Here is a 21655-nt window from a genome sequence, read left to right as displayed (position 1 = left end):
CCGAGTGTCCCGGGGCGTGATGGTGACCGCTGGAACCGGCCGTGCGAGGAGCATGCCGGCGCACTACCGATTCGGAGGGCTGATGGTGTCCGTTGATCACGAGATCAGGGACGGGTTGATAGACGCGTTCAACGCGCATGATTCCGCGAGGGCGGCGAATCTCTTCGCCCCGCGCGGCGCGTACGTGTGTCCGGGCGGCCTCGCCGAGGGGCCCGAGCAGATCGCGTCCTATTTCGCGCTGTATTTCACGGCGTTCCCGGACGTCATCGTCACGCCCCACACCAAGGACACGTGCGGGGACCTCGTGGTGATCGAGTGGACGGTCACCAGCACCCACACCGGCCCGTTCCTGCTGCACACCGGAGAGGTCCTCGAGGGGAGCGGCCGGCGGGTCGCCGTCCGCGGCTGCGACGTCCGCACCATGGAGAACGGGCTGATCGCCAGCCTGCGCGTGTACTACGACCAACTGGAGATGCTCACCCAGCTCGGCGTCGTCGCCCACCTCTGACCGGGTCCGTGGCGGCGGTGATCTGCCAGAGGCCTGCCGGGAGGTGGTAGCCGGCGCCGGGGGTGCGGTATCGCGCGAGCAACCGTGCCACCGAAGAGCGCGCGGAGGCCTGTCCTGACGGCGCGGTCGCCCGGTACGCCGCGCCGGCCGGGCCGACCTCGATGAGCCATTCGGCCACGGTGCCGGGTTCGTCGGGGGCGTCCAGGGTGACCTCGTGGGGCTGGATCGCGATGGCGCCGAAGCCGGCGGCGGCCAGGACGCGCTTCACCCGCGCGGGGTCGGCGAAGGCGAACGGGCCCGGCTCGTCACCGATCGGCAGAGGTGGAAGCGACCGGACGTGCGGTGCGGCGCCGAGCATGGCGGCGGCCAGCCATGGGTTGGCTCCGCCGTCCCGGAAGACGGTGGCCGCGAGCCGGCCGCCGGGACGCAGCGAGCGCCGGATCGTCGTGCAACCCGCGACGGGGTCGGCCAGCAGCATCAGCGTCATGCGAGAGAACGCCGCGTCGAACGGCGCGCCCGGCACGGCGTCGATCGTCTCGATGTCGGCGGTGACGAAGCGCAGCCGGGGGTGTCGTTCGCGCGGGAACCGCTCGCGGGCGGCGGTCACCATCGACTCGGCCAGGTCCACGCCGACGGCCTCACCGCCCGCCCCGACCGCCGCCGCCAGTTCGGCCGTGGTGCCGCCGCAGCCGCAGCCGACGTCGAGGATCCGCTCGCCGGGCCGTGGCCGCAGCCCGTCCATGGCGGCGGCGCCCAAAGGCCGGCCGATCTCGTCCTGCCGGTCGGCGTGCCGGACCCACCCGGGCGCGGTCTGCGTCCAGAACGCGAAGTTGCGGGCCCGGAGGGTGGCGGTGTCGGCCATCAGAAGGGCATCTCGGTGCCGTCGACGGTGACCGAGGTGAACCCGGCGGCCTTGCCGGGGTCGAAGCCGTCCTCCTGGGCGGCCAGACCGGCCGCTCTGATCAGCCGCTCGGACTGGAACCGGCGGAACGCCTCCTCGCTGTCCCAGATGTTGATGATCCGCCAGCCGTCCTCGGTCGGACCGGCGACGTGGGCGAGCAGGCCGGGCGGACGGCCGGGACCGAGGTGCTTCTCCACCTGGCGGTACTCCTGCTCGCCGACTCCGGGCATCTCTTGCAGCACTCCGAACGGCATGGAACCACTCCTTCGATAGAGCAAGCCTCTATCGAATAGAGGACTACACTCACAACGTGGCTGTCAAGAGGCGCTACCAATCGGCACGCAGGCAGGACCAGGCCCGCCAGACCCGGCGGGCGATCCTGGAGGCGGCGGGCAGGCTGTTCGTCGATCCCGGCTACGCCGCCACGCCGCTGACCGCCGTCGCCGCCGAGGCCGGGGTGGCGATCCAGACCGTGTACGCGGTGTTCGGCGGAAAGCGTCAGCTGCTGTCCGAGCTGGTCGACGTCACCGTCGCCGGAGACGACGAGCCGCTGAGCCTGCCCGACCGGCCCTTCGTCGCCGACATCCGCGCGCTCGCCGACCCCCGGGCCAAGCTCGAACGCTACGCGCGGCACCTCACCGAGACCCACGCCCGGCAGGCCGATGTGATGATCGCGCTGGCCGGCGCCGCGACCGCCGACCCGGACGCCGCCGCCATCTGGCGCAAGAACATCGAGGAACGCCGGCGCGGCATGGCCATGTTCGCCGCCGAGCTAGCCGCCACCGGCCGTCTGCGGCCCGGCCATGACGCCGGCAGCGTCGCCGACGTCCTCTGGCTGGCCATGGACGTCCGCAACTACGACTGGCTCGTACGCCAACGCGGCTGGTCCCCGGAGAGATACCAGCGGTGGTACGTCGACAGCGTGGCCGGCGCGATCCTCGACACCCCGTAGCAGGACTCCGCACGGCGGTCCTCTCAGCGGAGGCCGCGGCCGTGAACCCCATGACGTCTGTCGTGGGTCGGTCGTGACAAACGGCAGCTTCCGGGGAGGAGTCAAACCACCTGTCCGCGGCCATCGGCAAGACCGGCGCCGGCACGCGGGCCGAGGCCGCGCTGATCGCGGAGGAGTACGGCTGGCTCTAGGGAAGCCGGGGCCATACCCTCCGAGGAATTGTCGGCCTGCTCCCTTTCTCGCAGGATTTCGAAAGGACACACGAGAACCGAGGAGATGCAGTGATCGATATCGATGCGCAGGACCTGACCGCCCGCTACGTCGCCCTGTCCGCCGGCGGTGGTGAGCCGCTGGGCGGCGGCCTGGAGTTCGTCGAACTCGACGTGAACGGGCGGATCACCACCGACTACATGTTCCCCGGGGCCTGACCCATGCGGATGCGGCTGGGAGTCCTCCTCCCCACCAATCACAGCCAGTGGGACGACGCCCGGCGGCTGGTCGACTTCGGCGTCCGGGCCGAGCGGCTCGGCTACGACTCGGTCTGGGCCAACGACACCCTGCTGGGCGCGCGCGTCGAGCCGCTCGCGATGCTCGCCGCCCTGGCCCCGGCGACCGAGCGTGTCACGCTCGGCACCGCGGCGCTGCTGCCCGCCTTCCGCCGCCCGGTCATGGCCGCGCAGGAGCTGGCCTCCGTCGACCACCTGTCGGCCGGGCGGCTGGTCGTCACCGTCGGCGCGGGCTTCCCGGGCCGGTCGGAGGTCGAGTACGCGGTGTCGGAGGTGCCCTGGGAGCGGCGTTTCGCGCGGCTGGACGACACGGTGGCCCTGTGGCGGGCGCTGTGGGCGGGGGAGAGGACGTTCCACGGCAAGGTGCTGCGCTTCGACGGGCTGCCGGAGTCGACGCCGTCCCACCGCCCGGGTGGGCCGCCGATCTGGCTGGGCGGCGCGAGCCGTTCGGCGCTGGAGCGCACCGGCCGGCTGTACGACGGGTGGCTGCCCTACCCGCCGCACGTCGCCGACTACCACGTGGGACTGCAGGCGGTCCGGCAGGCCGCGAAGGCGGCGGCGCGCCCCGCCGGCGCGGTCACCCCGGCGCTGTTCGTCACGGTTCTGGTCACCGACGATGTGAAGCGCGGCGAGCGGGAGCTCGACGCCTACTGCCGGGCCACGTACGGGCTGCCGTCCGAGGCGGTGCGGACGATCCAGTTGCTGGTCGCGGGCCCCGCCGAGGAGGTGGCCGCCACGCTGGCCCGCTACGCCGAGGCGGGCGCGGAGCACGTGGTCTGCCGCATCGCCGCACCCTCTCTGGACGCGCAGCTGGGCCAGCTGGAGCTGATCGCCGGGATCGGCCGCCCGGCCACGACGATCCGGTAGCGCCGGGCCGGCCTGTGCCGGGTGTCACTTGGACAGGTAGAGGGTCTTCCAGGTGCCCGCGTACAGGCAGTTGAGCGACGGCTTGGCGGCCTTCGGCTCCGAGCAGACCTTCAGTTCGACCTGGTAGACGTCGTGATACTTGAAGGTGAAGTTCTTCGGTGTGCCGTAGGAGCAGTCGAGGACGCTGCGGTGCTTGAAGGGCAGGTCGCCGGAGGCGTTGCGGTAGGTGACGCGGAAGACCGCCCAGCCGCAGCTCGACTTGCGCGTGAGGTCGTAGACCTTGCCGGAGATCTTCACGGTGTCGGCGGTCGGGATGTCCGCGTGGTCCTCGCCCGTGGCCTTCAGTGAGCCGAACGCCTTGGCGGCCTTCCCGGGGGCGTAGTAGGAGCCCCACGTGGTGGCGGCGGAGCCGGCGGTGACCGCGTCCGACGTGCCGGTGGCGGCGTTGGCGGCGACGGGGGCGATCGCGACGAAGGCGGCGGCAATGGCCAGACCGGTCAGGGTGCGGGTGATCGTCATCGGAAGCGGTCCTCTCTTTCGTGATGACGGCAGTGTGTGACGGCCCGCTTTCAACCGCCTTGAACGCTCACTGCAAGCGGATGTCAGCCGTCGCCGGCCGGGGCGCAGGGCCGGCCGGCGCGGGTCAAGGGGTGCCGGAAGATCCTCGTCCCCGTGCCCTTCGGCGGGCTGCCCACCGCCTACCCGTACACGCTGATGATCTCCCAGGAGGTCACCGAGGCCGTGCTACTCGAGCGCCTCACCGAGCTCGGCGGCCGGGTGCTCCGCCCGTACACCGCGACGTCCATCGAACAGGACGGCGAGGGCGTGACCGGCATCACCGACGCCGTGGCCCTCGCCCAGGCGCTCGACGCCGTGCTCGCCGGCGGATCGCCCGAACTGCTCGACGCCTACGGCGCCGACCGCAGGCCCGTGGCCCAGAAAGTCGTGGCCCTCGCCGACCGCCTCACCCGGCTCGCCACGGCCGATCGGCGGGTCAGGCCGCTGAGGAACCTCGTCCTGCGGTCGCTGGCACGCATCCCCGCCTTCCGCCGCGGGTTCGCCTGGCGGCTGTCCGGCCTGGTCTACCGGTGAACGGCTCGCCGACGGCGACCACGCGTTCGTGGAGTACCGCCGTCTTCCTTCTGAAGACCCGAGAGCCGCCCACCTCCTCCGCGGCGCGCGGTCGGGCGTAGTGCCTGGTCACGCATAGGCTGACAGGAAGCCCCGCGCCTGTTTCCACACCGGCGCACCTCGGACGAGGTGCTGGCGCCCGGAGGCCGCCACGGGGCCGCGCGTTCAATTTCATCGAGCAGTCGCCGGAACCGATCGCCATTCGGCGAGGCCCTGCGCGTGCCCGCGCCTCAACCGCGCGGCGAGGCCGCGAAAGCCGTACGAGGGGGGACGAACCCCGCTCGCCGGGGTGATTCTTTCCACCAGGTGTGCGAACCACTTGGCCGGAATCACCGCGTCGCACTACGCTTTGCCGCAGATCATTCCGCCCTGTGTCCGCGGAGCTTCCTCATATGGAGGTGGCACCGCTATTGGCACCGGCGTTGACCATGTCAAGCGCGCTGAGGAATCGCATGCCGTCGGCCGCGCTCGTCGATCCCTTCCGTCCGGCAGACGGCGTGGTCGGCGTGCCTGATTCCGTTTCCTGGACCACCACGCCGTCCGGGTTGTTCAGGCTGTCGCTCTCCGGCGTACCGAAAGCGGGACTGTTGTGCCCGATTTCGGGCAGAAGTAATGCGAAACCGCATGCCTCTCCATGACCGCGCCGGCGTAGGGGTGAGGTTAACAAGAGGATGGGAAATGACACGTATAGATGCGGAGGCACTGGTCGCAAGCCTCAGAGGCGTACAGCAGGCCTCGGAGACCACCGGCGTCGTGCATCAATTGGAACGCGTCGTGCGCGTCGTGGACCGGCTGTTCGGCTACGCCGGAGCCGGCCTGATGTTCGCCGACGAGGGCAAGGCGCTGCGCTACCTGGTGACGACCGACGAGGCCGGGCGGAGCCTGGAGCACGCGCAGGCCGCTCTGGGCCACGGGCCGTGCGTGTCGGCGTTCTTCAGCAACGCCGCGGTGACCACGCGTGACGTCCAGAACGACGAGCGATGGCCCGACCTGGCCGAGCTGCTGGATCCCAGCGTGCGAGCGGTGGCGGGCGTGCCCGTACGGCTCGGGGACGGGCCGGTGGGCACCCTCAACGTCTACCAGGCCGAGCCGCACGACTGGGAGGAGTCCGACACCCAGGCCCTTCTCGCCTACGCGCACGTCATCGAGGAAGTGCTCGCGGCGGCGGTGAAGGCGGAGGAGAAGAGCGCGCTGGCCGACCAGCTGCAATACGCGCTGGACTACCGCATCGTGATCGAGCGGGCCATCGGGTACCTCATGGGCAAACACGACCTGACGGCCGCTGAGGCGTTCACGGGCCTGCGCAAGCGGGCGCGCGACAGCCGCCGCCGCGTGGCGGACCTGGCCGCCGAGATCCTGGGCGAGCAGGCGCCCCCGGCCTGATCCCGGCTACCCTGGGCGGTGATGTATCGACTGCTCTTCGCGCAGGTGCTCCGGCGGTTCGACGCCGAGACAATGCACCACCTGACCCTCCGCGCGCTCCGGGTCCTCTCGATCGCTCCCATCGTGAAGCGCCGGCTGTACACAAGGCTGGCGCCACACGATGAGGCGCTGAGGATCCAGGCGTTCGGGGTGCACTTCCCGAGCCCCTTCGGGCTCGCGGCCGGCTTCGACAAGGACGCCGGATGCGTGGAGGGGCTCGCGGCCTTCGGGTTCGGCCACGTCGAGGTGGGCACCATCACCGCCCACGCCCAACCGGGCAACCCCCGGCCGAGGCTGTTCCGGCTCCTCTCCGACCGGGCCGTCGTCAACCGCATGGGGTTCAACAACCGCGGCGCTCAGCAGGCCGCGCGCCGCCTGAGCCGGCCGCGGAGCCTTCCGGTCGTGGTCGGGGTCAACATCGGCAAGACCAAGGTCATCCCCGCGGAGCTGGCGGTGCGCGACTACGTCGCCAGTGCCAGGAGGCTCGCTCCGCTCGCGGACTACCTCGTCGTGAACGTCAGCTCGCCCAACACTCCCGGCCTGCGCGACCTGCAGGCCGTCGAGCTGCTCCGGCCGTTGCTCTCCGAGGTGCGGCGCGCCGCCGGGCGCACGCCGCTACTGGTCAAGATCGCCCCCGATCTGGCCGACCAGGACATCGACGCCGTCGCCGACCTCGCGCTCGAGCTGGGGCTGGCGGGCATCATCGCCACCAACACCACGATCAGCAGGGAAGGCCTGTCCAAGGCCGGGGCCGCCGGGGCGGCGGAGGCGGGCGGGCTGTCCGGACGGCCGTTGAAGGGCCGCTCGCTGGAGGTGCTGAGGAGGCTGTACGGCCGGGTGGGCGACCGGCTGGCCTTGGTGTCGGTCGGAGGCGTGGAGGACGTGGACGACGTGTGGGAACGCCTGCTGGCCGGCGCGACCCTGGTCCAGGGCTACACGGCGATGATCTACGAGGGCCCGCTGTGGGCCTGGCGGATCAACCGGGGGCTCTCCCGCCGGCTCCGCCGCCACGGGTACTCCTCGATCCGCGAGGTGGTGGGCCGCGTGGGCCGCGAGCAGGCGGCCTGAACGCGGGCAGTCCGAATGCAGGCGGCCCTGAACGCAGGCGGTCTGAACGCGGCCGGCCGGGCCGGCACGGAAGTGCAGGCCCGGGCCGTGGCGGGTGAGCGGCCCGATCCGCCGGTGGGCCCGGGACGGTCAGCCCAGGCTGGGGCGGGTGGAGTCGGCTTCGTGGGTGAGCTCCTCCAGGTGGCGCATGACCTCGCTCACCGGGACCGCCCCCGGCTGGTGCCGCCTTGCGCCGGTCCCTCCCCGCTGCCAGGGCCGGGGACCCGCCGGCGGCCGGTACTCCACGCCGTAGGCGTCCAGCCGGAGCAGGTGCGCGGGGAGCGCGCCGGTGAACCCGCCCGCGTCTCCCGACCACGCCAGCTGGGCGAGGGCGCACCCGCGAGGCCACGCGCGGTAGTCGAGCGTCCGGCCGTCGGGTATGCGCTCGGTCCACAGCTGGAACTGCGCGCCCAGCACCCGGCCGGCCTCCTCCGGCGTCCATGACACCGGCACCAGGTCGAAGGCCGCGACGTCCTCCACGGTGATCGTGTCGCCGATGGCCACGGGCTCCTCGGGCGACGCGGCCTCGGCGTAGTCGAAGTACAGCGGGAACACGGGGGTCGCCACGATGTCGTGTCCGGCCGCCGCGGCCCGCCGCCCGACCCCCATGCCGCGCCAGGGCATGACGATCGTGTCGTCGCGGAGCATGCCGCTCACGAAGGCCTCGTCCCAGACCACCGCGCGGCAGCCGAGCCCGGCGAGCACGTCGGCGAGCCGGCGCAGGAACCAGGCGTGCAGGTCGGCGGGGGAGGCCAGCCCGAGCGACTCGCGGTATGCCGTGATCTCGGCGGAGGACGCCCAGTCGTCCAGCACGCACTCGTCGCCGCCGATGTGGAAGTAGGGCACCGGGCCGAGGGCCTCGACGATCTCGGCGAAGACAGTCGCGAGGAAGTCGACGGTGCCGGGCAGCGGGGACATGATCGCGGGGGAGATCCCCCAGCGGTCGAGCACGTCGCAGGACCGCGCCGGGTCGGCGCCGAGGTGCGGGTACGCCGCGAGGACGGCGGAGGCGTGGCCGGGGACGTCGATCTCGGGGACGATCGTGACGCCCCGGGCACGTGCGTATGCGCCCATCTCGGCCAGGTCGGCCAGCGTGTAGAAGCCGCCGTGCGGAGTGTCGTCGAACCGCGGCTCCCCGCCGTGGAAGTGCGTCGTGGTGGTCCGCGCCCGGTGCGACCCGATCTCGTGCAGCAGCGGGTAGGCCTTGCTCTCGACGCGCCAGCCCTGGTCGTCCACCAGGTGGAGGTGGAGGCGGTTGAGCTTGTGGACGGCCAGCAGGTCGATCATGCGCAGCACTTCACGCTTCGGCATGAAATGTCGGGACACGTCGAGGTGGGCTCCTCGCCACGAGAACCGTGGCGCGTCCTCGACGTGCCCGCACGGCACCGTCCACCGGACGCCGGGCACCGCCACCGAGCGGAACGCCTCCGTGGGAAGCAGCTGGCGGAGCGTCTGGCCCGCGTACAGCGCCCCCGCCGCGTCCCCCGCGACGATCCGTACGCCCTCAGGGGTCACTGTGACGGCGTAGGCCTCTGCGGCGAGCTCTGTGTCCCTCTCGACGGTGATCGCCGCCTCAGGGACGTTCTGAGCGCCGCCGGCGCCCGCCTGTCCTAGATCGAGCACGGCAAGGGTCAGCCGTATCGCGTCCACCAGATCAGAGGGACCCGAGATCGGGGCCCCCGGGATGAACGTGAAGGAGCCCGGAGCGGTACGCAGGACGCGCGGACGCGGGATCAGATCGGTCACGCCTAGATCATGCCAAACCCCGGACGCCGGGCAGGCGAACCCGCCGTCAGCCGAGGTAGTTCCGCAGGCCCTCGACCAGGGAGGTGGCGATGCGCTGCCGGAAGCGGGGGTCCTTGAGCATGCCCGCGTCGGTCGGGTTGCGCATGTTGCCGGTCTCGATGAAGACCTTCGGCACCGTGGAGAGGTTCAGCCCGCCGAGGTCGCTGCGGAAGTTCAGGGCGTTCTTGCCGATATAGGTGGAGTACGGCATGCCGGTGCCCTCTTTGTACGCGTCGCGCAGCGCGAGGCCCAGCTTCTTGGACCGGGCCACGACGGGGTCGACCGGGCCGCCGATCTTCTTCGGCATGATGATGTGGAAGCCGCGAGCCGACGCCGCGGCGCCGTCGGCGTGGATGGAGACGGCGGCGTTCGCGTGGGCCTTGTTGCCGATGTCGGCGCGCTCGGTGATGCACGGGCCGACACCGGTGTTGCTGTCACGGGTGAGCTCGACGGTCGCGCCCTCCGCCTTCAGCAGCTTGACCATGCGGTTGGCGACGTCCCAGGTGAAGGCGGCCTCGGAATAGCCGTCGTCGGTGGCGGTGCCCGTCGTGTCGCAGGGCTTCCACTCGGTGCGGACGTCGACCTTCTTGTTGATGATCTCGGGGCGGCGGTAGTTGCCGCCGTTGTGACCGGGGTCGATCACGATGACCTTCCCCTCGAGGGGCCGGGCATGGCTCGGAGTGCCCGCCGTCGCGGCCCGGGCCGAGGCGGACGCCGGTCGTGCCGACACGGCCTTCATCTCCGAGGCCGCGGCCGGGCCCGAGCCGGAAGCAGTGGAACCCGCCGCTCCACCGCACGCTGAGACCCCCAGCCCGCAAAGAGCCAGGAGCGTTACGGCGAGTGCTCGACCTGTCACGATTATCCCCTCCGCAGACGACCGTCGCCCACCAACTTACGCGCAACGGAATGATGGACCGGCCTCTACGTGGGAGATCGTCGGGCTTACCAGGCAGGCTCGCCGAGATCCTGCTTCTGGAGCAGCGCGGCCAGTTCCCTCGCGTCCTCGGCGTCCAGGCCCAGGACGACGCGCGGACGGCCCCACGGATGGTCGATGGAGTGGGCGACGTAGCTGGCGACCGATTCCGTCGACCCCTCGTCGTCCTTGCCCCGGGCGGCCCGCCAGTGCGCCCACGCACGTTCGAGTTCGGCCGCCGCGCGCTGTGCGCAGGAGACCAGTTCCGGATCACGCATGTCTACCCCCCGGTCGGACGCCGGCCGCCTTCCGCCCGCTGCCACCATGACAGGCGAGCGTCCGGCCCTCGTCGGACCGGTCCGGCACGCCGGAGGACCGGCGCCATGCTACGAGTCAACACGGGGACGGTGCCGATCCCGTGGATGTTGACTCACCCTTGGGGATCACTTGGAGCCGGGCCGGTGCTGTGCCGCACGACCAGGCGCGGTGTTACCTGCCGGAGCCTCGCGGTCTTCCCCGGGTCGGTGATGCGGTCGCTGAGCAGCGCCGCGGCCGACCTGCCCATCGCCCGTCTCGGCTGGTCGAGCGTGGTCAGCGAGATGTGGTGCACGGCGGCCAGGTGGGTGTTGTCGTACCCGACGACCGAGAGGTCCTCCGGGACGCGCAGCCCCAGCTCGCTCGCCGCGACCAGCACGCCCAGGGCGACGATGTCGTTGGCCGCGAAGATCGCGGTGGGGCGGGGTGTGCGCTCGAGCAGGGCCCGGGCCGCCCGCCGTCCGCCCTCCTCGGTGAAGTCGCCGTGCTCGACCATGATGTGCGGCGCGAGCCCGTGCCTGCGCATCGCGACGAGGTAGCCCTCGCAGCGGAACCGGGCAGAGGAGGAGGGGGTGCCTTCGATGTGCGCGATGCGCCGGTGGCCGAGCTCGGCGAGGTGGTCGACCGCGAGGCGCGCGCCCAATTGGTCGTCGTCCACGACGATGTCCACGCTGTCCAGCTCGACGTCCCGTTCACCGACGACGACCGTCGGGGTGTAGGCCGCCGCCTCGGCCAGGGTCTCGCTGGACGGGGCGACGCCGAGCAGCACGAGCCCGTCGACGCGCAGCTCGAGGAACGCCTCGACGGCCTCCTCCTCGAACGCCGGGTCCCAGCGGCCGCTGCCGATCAGCAACCGGAGGCCGTCACCGTGCAGGCTCTCCTGCAGGCCGTCGAGGAACTCCGCGAAGAACGGGTTGTGCAGGTCGGCGACGAGCGCGCCGACCAGGTGGGTGCGCCCCTCGACGAGGCTGCGCGCCACCGCGTTGGGGCGGTAGCCCAGCTCCCTGGCGGCCTGGAGCACCGCTTCGCGCCGGTGCTCGCTGACGTGGGGGGAGCCCCTCAGCACCAGGGAGACCAACGACTTGGAGACGCCCGCGCGTTCTGCAACGTTCCGAATCGTCGGCCGAGGGCGCGGCCCTTGGGCGTCGCCGAGGCCTGGCTCGGTCGCGCCGAGATCGGCACGGTACCGATCGGTCGTCTGCATGGACGGTCCTGACATGGTTCTCCCCACGCTGAGTGGATGTGCACCTGTCAGACCAAACGATCGAGTCGCGAAGAGGGTACGGGTTTGTCGTGCGCCTCGGCAGATGGTCATCGGGGCCGCGCTTATTGGCACCCCCTCCGATAGTGTGCGCATTGTGGGTGCGAGATCAAGAGCCCCAGGTGAGCGGGAGAGCGCTGACCCTGGCGACGGACGTCCGGTTCGCAGAAGACTGAGCGTGGACCGCCGCCGCGAGGAGCTCATGGCGGCGGCGCTGGAGCTGTTCAGCAAGCGCGATGCCGAAGATGTCTCGATCGACGACGTGGCCACGGCGGCCGGGGCCTCACGGGCACTGGTCTATCACTACTTCGGCGGCAAGCAGGAGCTGTACGTCGCGGCGTTGCGCAGCGCGGCGCTGGAGCTGGAGGACCGGCTGCGGCCCGTGCAGGGCGGCACCGCCATCGAGGAGCTGGCGGCCGGTCTGACGCGGTACTTCGACTTCGTGGAGGACCACGCGGCGGGCTTCGCGGCGCTGCTCCGGGGAGGGCCGGCGAACCGCGCGGGCGAGGTGGGGGAGATCGTCGAGGGGGTCCGCAAGCGCCTCTTCAAGATGATCACGAATCAGCTCGGCGTGAGCGAGCCGACTCCGGCGTTGCGCACGACGCTCAGGTCGTGGATCGCCTCCGTCGAGACGGCGGGGCTCGACTGGCTGGAGAACCGCGACATCGAGCGCCCGACGCTCGAACGCCTGCTCGTCGACCAGATGGTGGCGCTCCTTGAGGTGGCCACCCGCCACGATGGCGAGGTCGGCGCGCTGCTCCCGGACTTCCCGTCGGGACGCCCGGAGCAGGGCTCGGGCGAGTAGGTCCTGCCGGGCATGAGGGCAGGTGGCCTTCTTGGGGTGACGTCCGTCGTCATACGGCGCGGGGTCGTTCGGGGCATGGGGTGGGGTCGTCTTTCGCGTGGGGCGCGCGGGTCATTCGTGCGGGACAACGGTGGTAGGGCTTCCGTGCGGTGGAGGCCCTAGTTCCGTTACCCACCGGGACGTACCCGCATAGCCGGGTGAGGTGGCGCCGGGCGGGCGGCGCCTCTCACACCGGATCCATGGCCGCGGTCACGGTCGCTCGGGCGCGCAGTGGGGGCATCTGGCCCCCGGGTAGCCCGGGTCCGCTTCACGATCATGGGTGTGTGGACGCGCTCACATACGTGACGCGAGCGCGCCGGTTCTCCCCCTAGGTCCTTGGCGGTCCCGCCTCACTCCGACCGCTGCTGCGGGATGCCCGCGAGCAGCGCACGGACCTCGGTCTCCCGGTACCGCCGGTGACCGCCAAGGGTGCGGATGGACGTCAACTTGCCCGCCTTCGCCCACCGAGTAACGGTCTTGGGGTCGACGCGGAACATGGTGGCGACCTCCGCCGGGGTGAGCAGTGGCTCGGCCTCGGGTGTACGAGCTGACATTTGTGCGGCCTCTCCTCCGTGGACCGGCGACAGCGATCCTGCGACTTGTGTTGGCGCTTGTCACGGATGTCCCTCAATGATCCATTTGTACGGATTTTTCTGGACCATATGTGGTATCACCCGATGTGACCATACAGCCACGTAGAGCGATTGGCGAGCCCTGTAAGTACAACGCCTTGTCCACGGGTTGATGTCACGCTCGGTGATTCTAGCGACACGTTTCGTGGTATCGCAGTGAAAACGGCAAACTACTCAGTTCGCAGAAGCGAGCTGGTGACTCCCGTTACCTACTTTTGCAGGTCACGTGCATGATTTGCGGTTCAGTTCGCCGATTCGAGGGCTTGTATTGACTTCCAGCGCACGATCACGCGCTGATACATGGCGAAGGCCAGCTCTTCTTGACCCGTGTCCAACCCCGTGAGGGCGGCCGCCAGCTCGGCGGCGGACTGGTCGGCCTGCAACGTCGCGTCGTCCATCAGGTGGACCAGGCCGCCGTAGTCGAGCTCCACCAGAGAGTGCGGGTGGAACTCCTCCAGCCAGCGCCCGACCTCCTCGACCTCGGTCAGGGTGCTGACCTCGCCGATGTGCCGGCGGATGACGACGAGTGCCCGCGCGACCCTGCGCCGGGCCTGCGCCATGGAGGTGACGTAGAGCAGGTTCCTCGCCGGCGCGGTGGTGGTCGAGGCGGTGGGCTCGGCGGCAGACTCCTCCTGGCGGCCGAGGACCAGCCAGCGCTCGGCCGAGTCGAACGGCACGAACCACGGGGCCGGGATATGCCAGGTGCTGGTGCGGATGTGCGTCCTCAGGGACGAGGAGCCGCCCCTCTGCTTGTAGCGGTCGAAGTCGTCGGCCGTCTGCTCGGCGATGGCCCGCGGGACGAACCGGTCGGCGAGCTTGATCGGCGTGGCGCCCCGGAAGCGGGAGAAGGCCAGCCAGGACCGGAGCCTGCTCTGCCACGGGCAGACGTACAGCGTCTCCTCGATGCGGCGCAGGTAGGCGTTCGTGCTCTCACCGCCGGGCGCCGGCATCGCCGAGACGCCGAGGAGCCGCCGGACGGCCTCCGCGTGCTCGGCTTCCAGAGCGAACGCGCGGCGGGGCCGGTCCTTGGAGTCGGCGTACGCCGTCCAGTAGGCGCGCTCGCGCTCGGTGAACGCGGACAACGGCTCGTAGACACGGAGATAGGCGGCGTAGGGCAGCACATCTCGAATGGTGCCACGTCGCGGTGAGCCGACGCGAGCGAGAGGACGGGAGTGGAGTGAGTGGCGCGGGCGGCGTGGCCCCGAGGCATGCGCGGCGCGACGCTGAAGTGTCGCAATGCGGACGATCATGGTGGTGGCGGGGGCCGCTGGATAGGGTGGTTGCGGGATCCGCCGCGACGAGGCGGCGGACGAGAACGACCGGGAGTCACCATAGTGACCGACGTCTTCGGGCTGTCCCACAAGGACGCGAGCCCATCGATCGGACAGGCACGACACGAGCAGGTCGTCTTCTGCTCGGACGACCGCAGTGGTCTGCACGCGATCATCGCCATCTACAACACCGCCCTCGGCCCCGGCCTCGGGGGCACGCGCTTCTACCCCTACGAGAGCGAGCAGGCCGCCCTCGCGGACGTGCTCAACCTCTCACGGGCGATGGCGTACAAGAACGCTCTCGCGGGGCTCGACCTCGGCGGCGCCAAGGCCGTGATCATCGGCGATCCGGCCAGGGACAAGAGCGAGGCCCTGCTGCGCGCCTACGGGCGCTTCGTCCAGTCGCTCGGGGGGCGCTACTTCACCGCGTGCGACGTGGGCACCTACAGCGAGGACATGGACATCGTCGCCAAGGAGTCCACGTTCGTCACCGGGCGCACGGTCGCCCACGGCGGCGCGGGCGACTCCTCGATCCTGACGGCGTACGGCGTGTTCCAGGGCATGCGGGCCGCCGCCCAGTACGTCTACGGCGCCTCGACCCTGCGCGGCAGGCGCGTGGGCGTCGAGGGGGTCGGCAAGGTCGGCTACCGGCTGGTCGACCACCTGCTGGAGGACGGCGCCGAGGTCGTGATCTGCGACGTGGGCGAGCACGCCGTCGAACGGGTCCGCAAGATCCACCCGCAGGTCGAGGTCGTGGCGGACGCCGCGGCGATGAAGCTCGCGGACATCGACGTGTACTCCCCGTGCGCGCTCGGCGGCGGGCTGGACGACGACGCGGTGGCGGGGCTGCGGGCCAAGATCGTCTGTGGCGGCGCCAACAACCAGCTCGCGCATCCCGGCGTGGAGAAGCAGCTCGCGGAGCGGGGAATCCTTTACGCTCCGGATTACGTCGTGAACTCCGGCGGCGTGATCCAGGTCGCGGACGAGATCGAGGGGTTCAACATGGACCGCGCCAGAGTAAAGGCGACGCAGATCTTCGACACGACATTGAAGATCTTTTCGATCGCTGATGAGGAAGGGGTACCGCCGGCGGCAGCGGCCGATAGGCTGGCGGAGCGCAGAATGTCGGAAGTCGGGCGGCTTAGGGGTATTTGGCTGGGCCGCTGACGGCGGACGTCCATACGGCGTACCGAGCGGCGCACAAAACAGGTACGGTTGTAGTCGAACGAGAGCTGAGGCCGGAAGTCAGGCGGCAGCAGCGCGTGGAGCGTTAGCGACGAGGGGTCGGGCACGACCCCGCATGAGGGGGTCGAGCCGATGGGGCGCGGCCGAGCCAAGGCCAAGCAGGTGAAGGTTGCACGCCAGCTCAAGTACAACAGCGGCGGCACCGATCTTGACCGTCTTCGCGAGGAGCTCGGAGTCAATCACGACTCCAACCAACACGATGATGACGTCATCGACGATGAGCTGGCCGATCGGTACGCCGATTACGCCGCCGACGTAGGCGACGATGACGAGGACGACAGGTCCCGACGCCGCTAGGCGATTTTCGGGTTGACGCTGGTAGGGCACCCGGTGGGCAGCGGCTCGCCGAGTGCCTCCTTCGCGCACACCGAAAGAGCTCCTTGCCCCTCAGGGTGGCAAGGAGCTCTTCGTCGTGTTTCAGGGTAGAAGCCCCCGCCTCCGGCGCCCGCCTGACCATGCCGGCGCCCCGGCCCATGAGGGCACCGGGGCGCGCGGTGACGGTCAGGCGGTGAAGCGGGTCTCGCCCGTCCCCGGGACGATCTCCCCGAGAACCCAGGCATGCTGGTCGCGGTCACGCAGCGTGCTCAAGGCGGCGTCGGCCGCCTCCGCCGGCACGATCGCGCACATGCCGACGCCGAGGTTGAACGTGCGGTCCATCTCCTCCTGCGGCACCTTGCCGTACCCCGAGATCACCTCGAAGATCGGCTGAGGCGTCCACGACGAGCGGTCGAGCACCGCGTCCACGGAGGCGGGCAGCGAGCGGGCCAGGTTGGCCGCGAGCCCGCCGCCGGTGATGTGGGCGAAGGCGTGGACCTCCACCGAGCGGGTCAGCTCCAGGCAGCCGAGCGAGTAGATGCGGGTGGGTTCCAGCAGCTCCTCGCCGAGCGTGCGATCGAGCTCGGGAAGGGACGCCTCCAGCGTGAGACCCGCCGTGCGGACGACGTGCCGGACCAGCGAGTAGCCGTTGGAGTGCACTCCGGACGACGACAGGCCCAAGACCACGTCACCCGGCCGCACGCGGTCGGGCCCGAGGAGCTCCGAAGCCTCCACGACGCCGGTGCCGGCGCCCGCGAGGTCGTACTCGTCGGCCCCCATCGCCCCAGGATGCTCGGCGGTCTCGCCGCCCACCAGGGCACAGCCCGCGAGGCGGCAACCCTCGGCGACCCCGCCCACGATGTCGGCGACGCGCTCGGGGACCACCTTGCCGCAGGCGATGTAGTCGGTCATGAACAGCGGCTCGGCCCCGCACACCACCAGGTCGTCGACGACCATGCCGACCAGATCGATGCCGATCGTGTCGTGCCTGCCGAGCGCCTGGGCGATCATGACCTTGGTGCCCACGCCGTCGGTCGAGGTCGCCAGCAGGGGGCGCTTGAAGCGCAGCAGCGCCGAGGCGTCGAACAGCCCCGCGAAGCCGCTGGCGTCGTCCACCACCTCGGGCCGCCGCGAGCGGGCGACCCGTGACTTCATCAGCTCGACCGCGCGGTCGCCGGCCTTGATGTCGACGCCCGCCGCGGCATAGCTGGTCATGGGACCTCCTTCGCCGGCCCCTGGACCCTCAGGCGGCTCCGGCTGCACGCCGTCACGCCTTGGCCTCGAGCACGAACTTGCCGACGTTGTCACGGTCGATCGGGATCGGGTACTTGCCGTCGAAGCAGGCGCGGCACAGTCGCTCGGCGGGCAGCGTCGTCGCGTCGGTCAGGCCCTCGAGGGAGATGAACCCCAGCGAGTCGGCGCCGAGGGACGCGCAGATCTCCTCCACGGACTTCGATCCGGCGATCAGCTCGGCCTTGGTGGCGAAGTCGATGCCGTAGAAGCACGGCCAGGCCACCGGCGGCGAGGAGATGCGCACGTGCACCTCGACGGCGCCCGCCTCGCGCAGCATCTTGACGATCGCCCGCTGGGTGTTGCCGCGCACGATCGAGTCGTCCACCACCACCAGGCGCTTGCCCGCGATGACCTCCCGGAGGGGGTTCAGCTTGAGCCGGATGCCGAGCTGGCGGATCGTCTGCGACGGCTGGATGAACGTGCGGCCGACGTAGGAGTTCTTGACCAGCCCCTGCCCGTAGGGGATGCCGCTCTCCTCGGCGTAGCCGATGGCGGCCGGCGTGCCCGACTCGGGGGTCGGGATGACCAGGTCGGCCTCCACGGGGTGCTCCCTGGCGAGCCTGCGGCCCACCTCCACCCGCGTCGCCTGGACGCCGCGCCCCGCGATGGTGGTGTCGGGGCGGGCGAGGTAGACGTACTCGAACAGGCAGCCCTTGGGCTCGGCCAGCGCGAACCGGCGCGAGCGCACCCCCTGCTCGTCGATCGTCAGCAGCTCTCCCGGCTCGACCTCGCGGACGAAGCTCGCGCCCACGATGTCGAGGGCGGCCGTCTCGGAGGCGACCACCCATCCGCGCTCCAGGCGGCCGAGGACCATCGGGCGGATGCCCTGCGGGTCACGGGCGGCGTACAGGGTCTTCTCGTCCATGAAGACCAGGGAGTAGGCCCCCTTGACCTGCGGAAGCAGCTCCGCGGCCGCGTCCTCGATGGACTTGGTGCGATCGTGCGCGAGCAGCGAGGTGAGCACCTCGGTGTCGGTGGTGGCCCTGATCACGCCGGTCGGCAGACGCATGGCCAGCTCAGGGGTGTTGATGAGGTTGCCGTTGTGGGCGAGCGCGAGGCCGCCCCCGTCGGTGGAGCTGAGGGTCGGCTGGGCGTTCTCCCATACGCTGGATCCTGTCGTGGAGTAGCGGCAGTGCCCGATCGCCAGGTGGCCACGTAGCGTGCCCAGCACCGACTCATCGAATACCTGCGCCACCAGGCCCATGTCCTTGTAGACGAGGATCCTGCTGCCTTCGCTTACCGCGATGCCCGCGGACTCCTGCCCGCGATGTTGCAACGCGTACAAGCCGTAGTAGGTGAGTTTGGAGACGTCCTCCCCTGGCGCCCATACGCCGAAGACACCACAGGCGTCTTGCGGCGCGCGGTCACGGGGGTCAAGGTCATGGCCGAGCCGGCCGTCGCCCTTTAGCACGTGCTTCAGTCTAAGTTGGACGTCTCGTTGCCTGGTAATCCGGGTCAGGTCAGGTCGGTCTCCGGCGCTCCTCGGCGGGCTTTCTGTGCGCGCCATGGGGCAAAGATCCCCGTCGTTTTGCCGTGTCGGCCCCGTGCTGGGAAGGGAGATCGGGGGAGAGTGGGGGTTCCGGCATGCCCATACAGGTCGAAAGAGCACACCGTGACGACACCTGGCGATCCGAACAACTCTCCGTCGTGGGGCGCCCCACCGCCGGGCGGGACCCCTCCGGGTGGTCAGCCGCCGTACGGCACCCCTCCGGGTGGCCAGCCGCCGTACGGCGAGCAGCCGCCAGGCGGGACTCCTCCGGGTGGGCAGCCGCCGTACGGCACTCCTCCGGGCGGTACTCCTCCGTACGGCCCGCCGCCCTACGGGGGACCCTCTCCCTACGGGCAGGAGCCGCCGGGCGCCGGGCGGCGCGGTGGGGGGCTCGGCACGGCGGCGCTGGTGCTCGGCATCGTCAGCCTGTTCCTGCTGCTCCTGTGCGGCGTCGGCGTGCTCACGGCGATCGCCGGCCTGGTGGTCGGGATCATCGCCGTGGTCAAGAACAACAACAGAGGGCGTGCGATCATCGGCATCGTGCTGAGCGTGCTCACGATGGTGCTCGCCGTGATCGGCTTCCTGTGGTTCGTGAGCAACTTCAGCGAGTGCTTCAACCTGCCGACGCAGCCCGAGGTACAGCACTGCGTCGAGCAGAGGCTGAGCGCCGACATCCAGCACCCAGCCCGGTGAGCGCCGGGTGACCGGCATCGAGCAACCGTCCCGGTGAGCGCGGGATGATCGGCGTGCAGAGCCCCTGCCAGTAAGCGCCGTGACCGGGCGGCTCAGCGCAGGGGCAGGTGGTCGGACAGGTCCGCGCGGGCGCCGCTCGCGCTGATCTTGCCGGCCTCCATCGCGTCCTGCCAGGTGCGCCGCCCGGTGGCGAGCTCCAGCCAGGTGCGCGGGTCGGTCTCGACGACGTTGGGCGGAGTGCCGCGGGTGTGCCTCGGGCCGGCCACGCACTGCACCGCCGCGTACGGCGGCACGCGCACCTCGACCGTCCGCCCTGGCGCCTTCTCGGCCAGGCGCTCCAGGAGGTGCCGTACGGCAAGGCGCGCGATGTCGCGTTCGGGGCGCAGCCCTCTGTCGTAGACCCGCAGCACCACATCGACGGCGGCGTCCGGCGCGCCGTGCGCCGGGCCGTCGTAGGGATGCTCCCCGAGCTCGGTCAGCTGGGAGTCCAGCGCGGCGCGTGCCCTTTCCAGGTCAATCTTGCGAGCGGCCACGAGTCCATCATGCCGGGTGCAGGAGGGCGAGCAGGCAGGGACGCATCAGCCGTTCGATCTCCTCGCGAGGGGCGTCGCGCAGCGGGTCGAGGTCGAGCAGCTGGTGGCCGATGGTGACGCCGATCATGACCGAGGTCACCAGCGCGGCGCGCAGGCGGGCGTCGTCGCCGGGGAGTGCCGCGCCGATCTGGTCGATCTGCCCGCCCAGCGCGGCTCGGGCGGAGGAGGCCGCCTCGGGATGGGTGAGCATCGACCGCATCATCGCCAGCGAGGTCGGCGGCAGCCCGCTCAGCTTGACGCCGAGCGTTTCCAGCAGCCGCTCGATGAGCTCCCCGGCGTCCGGATCGCCTTCCGCCATGGGGATGGCCTGGACGGCGCAGCCGAACAGGAACCTGTGCTGCCGCTGCGCGACGACCACCTCCTGGCCGGCCGGTGGCACTCCGTCCACGGTGACCGTGACGGTGGCGTCCGCGGTGCGGTGCCTCTTGATGGCGCCATCGGGCGCGAGGGCCGCGGGGGCGGAGTGCGACGGCATGGAGACGTCCTCCAGGGGGTCGGCCGGTTCAGCTCTGGTCGTCGTCGATGGTGGTCGGAGTCGGAGTCGGAGTCGGAGTGGCCGTGGGGAGGGCGCTGCCCTTCTTCCACTGGTTCCAGCTCAGCTGCCAGAAACTCCAGCCGTTGCGCCAGTCGAGCTTACGCTTGGTCCCGGTGACCTGCACGACGTCGCCGCGCTGGGCGATGGTGTAGAACCACTTGGCGCCGGCCGGGGTGGCGCGCACGCAGCCGTGGCTCTGGTTGGACTTGCCGAGGAACTGGTAGTCGCCCGCGCTCTGGTGGACGTACTCGCCGCTGTCGGAGATGCGCACCGCCCAGGGGATCTCCAGCTTGTAGTACAGCGGGTCCTTGGGGTCGGTGACGCCCATCCACCCCGAGGTCATGGTCTCCACCGGCTTCTTGTCCATGGCGAGGTGGACGCCGCTGGTGGTGAGGTAGACGTCCGTGCCGTTCCTGACCAGGCCGCCGCGGCCGGCGCTGATCGGGATGGTCTTGACGAGCTTGCCGTCGCGCCGCACCTTCATCACGTGCTTCTTGGTGTCGACCACCGCGATGTTGGAGGCGCCGATCGCGAAGCGCCGGCCGGTGTCCTTCACGCTCTCGTTGCCGGGGATCTGGCTGAGTCGCGCGTAGAAGCGCACCTTCTGGTGCGGGTGCCAGTAGGTCTTGGTGCGGTACACGACCTTGCGCTCGGAGATCCAGCGCCAGGCGCCCTCGACCGGCCTGTCGGGCCGCACCTCGAGCACGGACTCGACCGCCGTGCGGTTCTTCACGGCCTGGTCGAAGGTGACGATGATCGGCGAGCCGACGCCGATCTTCTCCTTCTTGTCGCCCATCGGTGTGATGTCGGCGATGCGCAGGGGGGCCTTGAGCGGCCGGAGGGCGCTGGTGGCGCCTCTGGCCTGGGTCTGGGTCTGGGTCCTCGTCGCGGCCGGGGACGGGCTGCCCGCCGTGGCCTGGGGCTGAGCGTCCGTCCCGGCCGTGACCCCGCCTGGCGCGGGCTGTGCCGCGCGCGCGTCCGACGAGCAGCCGGCCGCGGTGGCAAGGGCGACGAGGGCCAGCAACGCGGGGGCCGTCCGCTTCAGGGGGTTCACGGTCTACTCCTCATATACGTGCT

General features: G+C 70.7%; 25 protein-coding genes. 11 read left to right on the top strand and 14 right to left on the bottom strand.

The features are described from left to right. Positions 1 to 82 precede the first annotated feature (82 nt). Positions 83 to 508, top strand: coding sequence for an ester cyclase (locus MYF83_RS30675; RefSeq protein WP_248964231.1), 426 nt, complete (start codon positions 83 to 85; stop codon positions 506 to 508). Here the strand turns inward: MYF83_RS30675 and MYF83_RS30670 are convergent. Both MYF83_RS30670 and MYF83_RS30665 read right to left on the bottom strand, forming a co-directional pair. Continuing rightward, positions 477 to 1370 carry a class I SAM-dependent methyltransferase gene (locus MYF83_RS30670; RefSeq protein ID WP_248964230.1) on the bottom strand — a complete coding sequence of 298 codons (894 nt, stop codon included), beginning with the start codon at positions 1368 to 1370 and terminating at the stop codon, positions 477 to 479. The two genes, MYF83_RS30675 and MYF83_RS30670, sit on opposite strands and share 32 nt — an antisense overlap. After that, positions 1370 to 1663, bottom strand: coding sequence for a hypothetical protein (locus tag MYF83_RS30665; protein WP_248964229.1), 294 nt, complete (start codon positions 1661 to 1663; stop codon positions 1370 to 1372). The genes MYF83_RS30670 and MYF83_RS30665 overlap by 1 nt, the downstream gene beginning before the upstream one ends. Before the next feature lie 56 nt (positions 1664 to 1719). On the opposite strand from MYF83_RS30665, the gene MYF83_RS30660 reads away from it, so the two are divergent. From MYF83_RS30660 to MYF83_RS30650, 3 genes are all read left to right on the top strand, one after another. Then, a complete protein-coding gene (locus MYF83_RS30660) occupies positions 1720 to 2361 on the top strand; it encodes a TetR/AcrR family transcriptional regulator (RefSeq protein ID WP_248964228.1) in 642 nt (213 codons plus the stop codon). Positions 2362 to 2642: 281 nt separating this feature from the next. Beyond that, positions 2643 to 2789 (top strand): hypothetical protein, encoded by a 147-nt coding sequence (locus MYF83_RS30655; RefSeq protein ID WP_248964227.1) that lies wholly within the window; start codon positions 2643 to 2645, stop codon positions 2787 to 2789. A 3-nt stretch (positions 2790 to 2792) separates the two neighbouring features. Beyond that, entirely contained in the window at positions 2793 to 3734 is a 942-nt protein-coding gene (locus MYF83_RS30650; protein WP_248964226.1) for an LLM class flavin-dependent oxidoreductase, read from the top strand. A 24-nt stretch (positions 3735 to 3758) separates the two neighbouring features. On the opposite strand, the gene MYF83_RS30645 is transcribed toward MYF83_RS30650, so the two are convergent. Further along, complete coding sequence (locus tag MYF83_RS30645; RefSeq protein WP_248964225.1) at positions 3759 to 4253, bottom strand: hypothetical protein; 495 nt, start codon at positions 4251 to 4253, stop codon at positions 3759 to 3761. Positions 4254 to 4406: 153 nt separating this feature from the next. On the opposite strand from MYF83_RS30645, the gene MYF83_RS30640 reads away from it, so the two are divergent. The 3 genes from MYF83_RS30640 (at position 4407) to MYF83_RS30630 (ending at position 7355) form a co-directional block, all read left to right on the top strand. Beyond that, on the top strand, positions 4407 to 4826 hold the full coding sequence (locus tag MYF83_RS30640) for an FAD-dependent oxidoreductase (protein ID WP_248964224.1): 420 nt from the start codon (positions 4407 to 4409) through the stop codon (positions 4824 to 4826). Positions 4827 to 5543: 717 nt separating this feature from the next. Beyond that, complete coding sequence (locus MYF83_RS30635; protein ID WP_248964223.1) at positions 5544 to 6248, top strand: GAF and ANTAR domain-containing protein; 705 nt, start codon at positions 5544 to 5546, stop codon at positions 6246 to 6248. 21 nt (positions 6249 to 6269) lie between these two features. Next, complete coding sequence (locus tag MYF83_RS30630; protein WP_248964222.1) at positions 6270 to 7355, top strand: quinone-dependent dihydroorotate dehydrogenase; 1086 nt, start codon at positions 6270 to 6272, stop codon at positions 7353 to 7355. 129 nt (positions 7356 to 7484) lie between these two features. On the opposite strand, the gene MYF83_RS30625 is transcribed toward MYF83_RS30630, so the two are convergent. The 4 genes from MYF83_RS30625 to MYF83_RS30610 form a co-directional block, all read right to left on the bottom strand. Then, complete coding sequence (locus MYF83_RS30625) at positions 7485 to 9140, bottom strand: beta-N-acetylhexosaminidase (protein WP_248964221.1); 1656 nt, start codon at positions 9138 to 9140, stop codon at positions 7485 to 7487. 46 nt (positions 9141 to 9186) lie between these two features. Then, positions 9187 to 9918: an N-acetylmuramoyl-L-alanine amidase gene (locus MYF83_RS30620; RefSeq protein ID WP_248964220.1), complete on the bottom strand. Its 732-nt coding sequence runs from the start codon at positions 9916 to 9918 to the stop codon at positions 9187 to 9189. Positions 9919 to 10121: 203 nt separating this feature from the next. Then, positions 10122 to 10370 carry a hypothetical protein gene (locus MYF83_RS30615; protein ID WP_248964219.1) on the bottom strand — a complete coding sequence of 83 codons (249 nt, stop codon included), beginning with the start codon at positions 10368 to 10370 and terminating at the stop codon, positions 10122 to 10124. A gap of 152 nt (positions 10371 to 10522) precedes the next feature. Next, the gene (locus MYF83_RS30610; protein WP_248964218.1) at positions 10523 to 11611 is read right to left on the bottom strand and encodes a LacI family DNA-binding transcriptional regulator; all 1089 of its coding nucleotides are present in this window, start codon (positions 11609 to 11611) and stop codon (positions 10523 to 10525) included. Positions 11612 to 11846: 235 nt separating this feature from the next. On the opposite strand from MYF83_RS30610, the gene MYF83_RS30605 reads away from it, so the two are divergent. Beyond that, on the top strand, positions 11847 to 12473 hold the full coding sequence (locus tag MYF83_RS30605) for a TetR/AcrR family transcriptional regulator (protein WP_248964217.1): 627 nt from the start codon (positions 11847 to 11849) through the stop codon (positions 12471 to 12473). A gap of 389 nt (positions 12474 to 12862) precedes the next feature. On the opposite strand, the gene bldC is transcribed toward MYF83_RS30605, so the two are convergent. Continuing rightward, on the bottom strand, positions 12863 to 13066 hold the full coding sequence (gene bldC, locus MYF83_RS30600; protein ID WP_013133571.1) for a developmental transcriptional regulator BldC: 204 nt from the start codon (positions 13064 to 13066) through the stop codon (positions 12863 to 12865). Positions 13067 to 13386: 320 nt separating this feature from the next. Further along, positions 13387 to 14265, bottom strand: a complete 879-nt coding sequence (locus tag MYF83_RS30595) for a DUF8083 family protein (protein ID WP_248964216.1) — start codon at positions 14263 to 14265, stop codon at positions 13387 to 13389. Between the two features lie 213 nt (positions 14266 to 14478). Here MYF83_RS30595 and MYF83_RS30590 point away from each other — a divergent pair, with 213 nt between their 5' ends. Further along, positions 14479 to 15582, top strand: a complete 1104-nt coding sequence (locus MYF83_RS30590) for a Leu/Phe/Val dehydrogenase (RefSeq protein ID WP_248964215.1) — start codon at positions 14479 to 14481, stop codon at positions 15580 to 15582. 150 nt (positions 15583 to 15732) lie between these two features. Beyond that, positions 15733 to 15957: a DUF3073 domain-containing protein gene (locus MYF83_RS30585; protein WP_248964214.1), complete on the top strand. Its 225-nt coding sequence runs from the start codon at positions 15733 to 15735 to the stop codon at positions 15955 to 15957. Between the two features lie 204 nt (positions 15958 to 16161). Here MYF83_RS30585 and purM read toward each other — a convergent pair whose 3' ends face one another. Both purM and purF read right to left on the bottom strand, forming a co-directional pair. Then, positions 16162 to 17190 (bottom strand): phosphoribosylformylglycinamidine cyclo-ligase, encoded by a 1029-nt coding sequence (gene purM, locus MYF83_RS30580; RefSeq protein WP_248964213.1) that lies wholly within the window; start codon positions 17188 to 17190, stop codon positions 16162 to 16164. A 52-nt stretch (positions 17191 to 17242) separates the two neighbouring features. Then, positions 17243 to 18679, bottom strand: a complete 1437-nt coding sequence (gene purF / locus MYF83_RS30575) for an amidophosphoribosyltransferase (protein WP_248964212.1) — start codon at positions 18677 to 18679, stop codon at positions 17243 to 17245. A 201-nt stretch (positions 18680 to 18880) separates the two neighbouring features. Here purF and MYF83_RS30570 point away from each other — a divergent pair, with 201 nt between their 5' ends. After that, positions 18881 to 19450 carry a DUF4190 domain-containing protein gene (locus tag MYF83_RS30570; protein WP_248964211.1) on the top strand — a complete coding sequence of 190 codons (570 nt, stop codon included), beginning with the start codon at positions 18881 to 18883 and terminating at the stop codon, positions 19448 to 19450. 92 nt (positions 19451 to 19542) lie between these two features. Here the strand turns inward: MYF83_RS30570 and MYF83_RS30565 are convergent, their stop codons facing one another. The 3 genes from MYF83_RS30565 to MYF83_RS30555 are packed head-to-tail and all read right to left on the bottom strand — an operon-like array spanning position 19543 to position 21632. Next, the gene (locus MYF83_RS30565; RefSeq protein WP_248964210.1) at positions 19543 to 19983 is read right to left on the bottom strand and encodes a sterol carrier family protein; all 441 of its coding nucleotides are present in this window, start codon (positions 19981 to 19983) and stop codon (positions 19543 to 19545) included. Positions 19984 to 19990: 7 nt separating this feature from the next. After that, entirely contained in the window at positions 19991 to 20518 is a 528-nt protein-coding gene (locus tag MYF83_RS30560) for a TetR/AcrR family transcriptional regulator (protein ID WP_248964209.1), read from the bottom strand. A gap of 28 nt (positions 20519 to 20546) precedes the next feature. Further along, positions 20547 to 21632 carry a L,D-transpeptidase gene (locus MYF83_RS30555; RefSeq protein WP_248964208.1) on the bottom strand — a complete coding sequence of 362 codons (1086 nt, stop codon included), beginning with the start codon at positions 21630 to 21632 and terminating at the stop codon, positions 20547 to 20549. Positions 21633 to 21655 lie beyond the last annotated feature (23 nt).

Source organism: Sphaerisporangium perillae (assembly GCF_023276435.1).
Lineage (GTDB): Bacteria > Actinomycetota > Actinomycetes > Streptosporangiales > Streptosporangiaceae > Sphaerisporangium > Sphaerisporangium perillae.
Note: the sequence above shows the minus strand (reverse complement) of the source record. Positions and strands in the feature narration are given on the sequence as shown.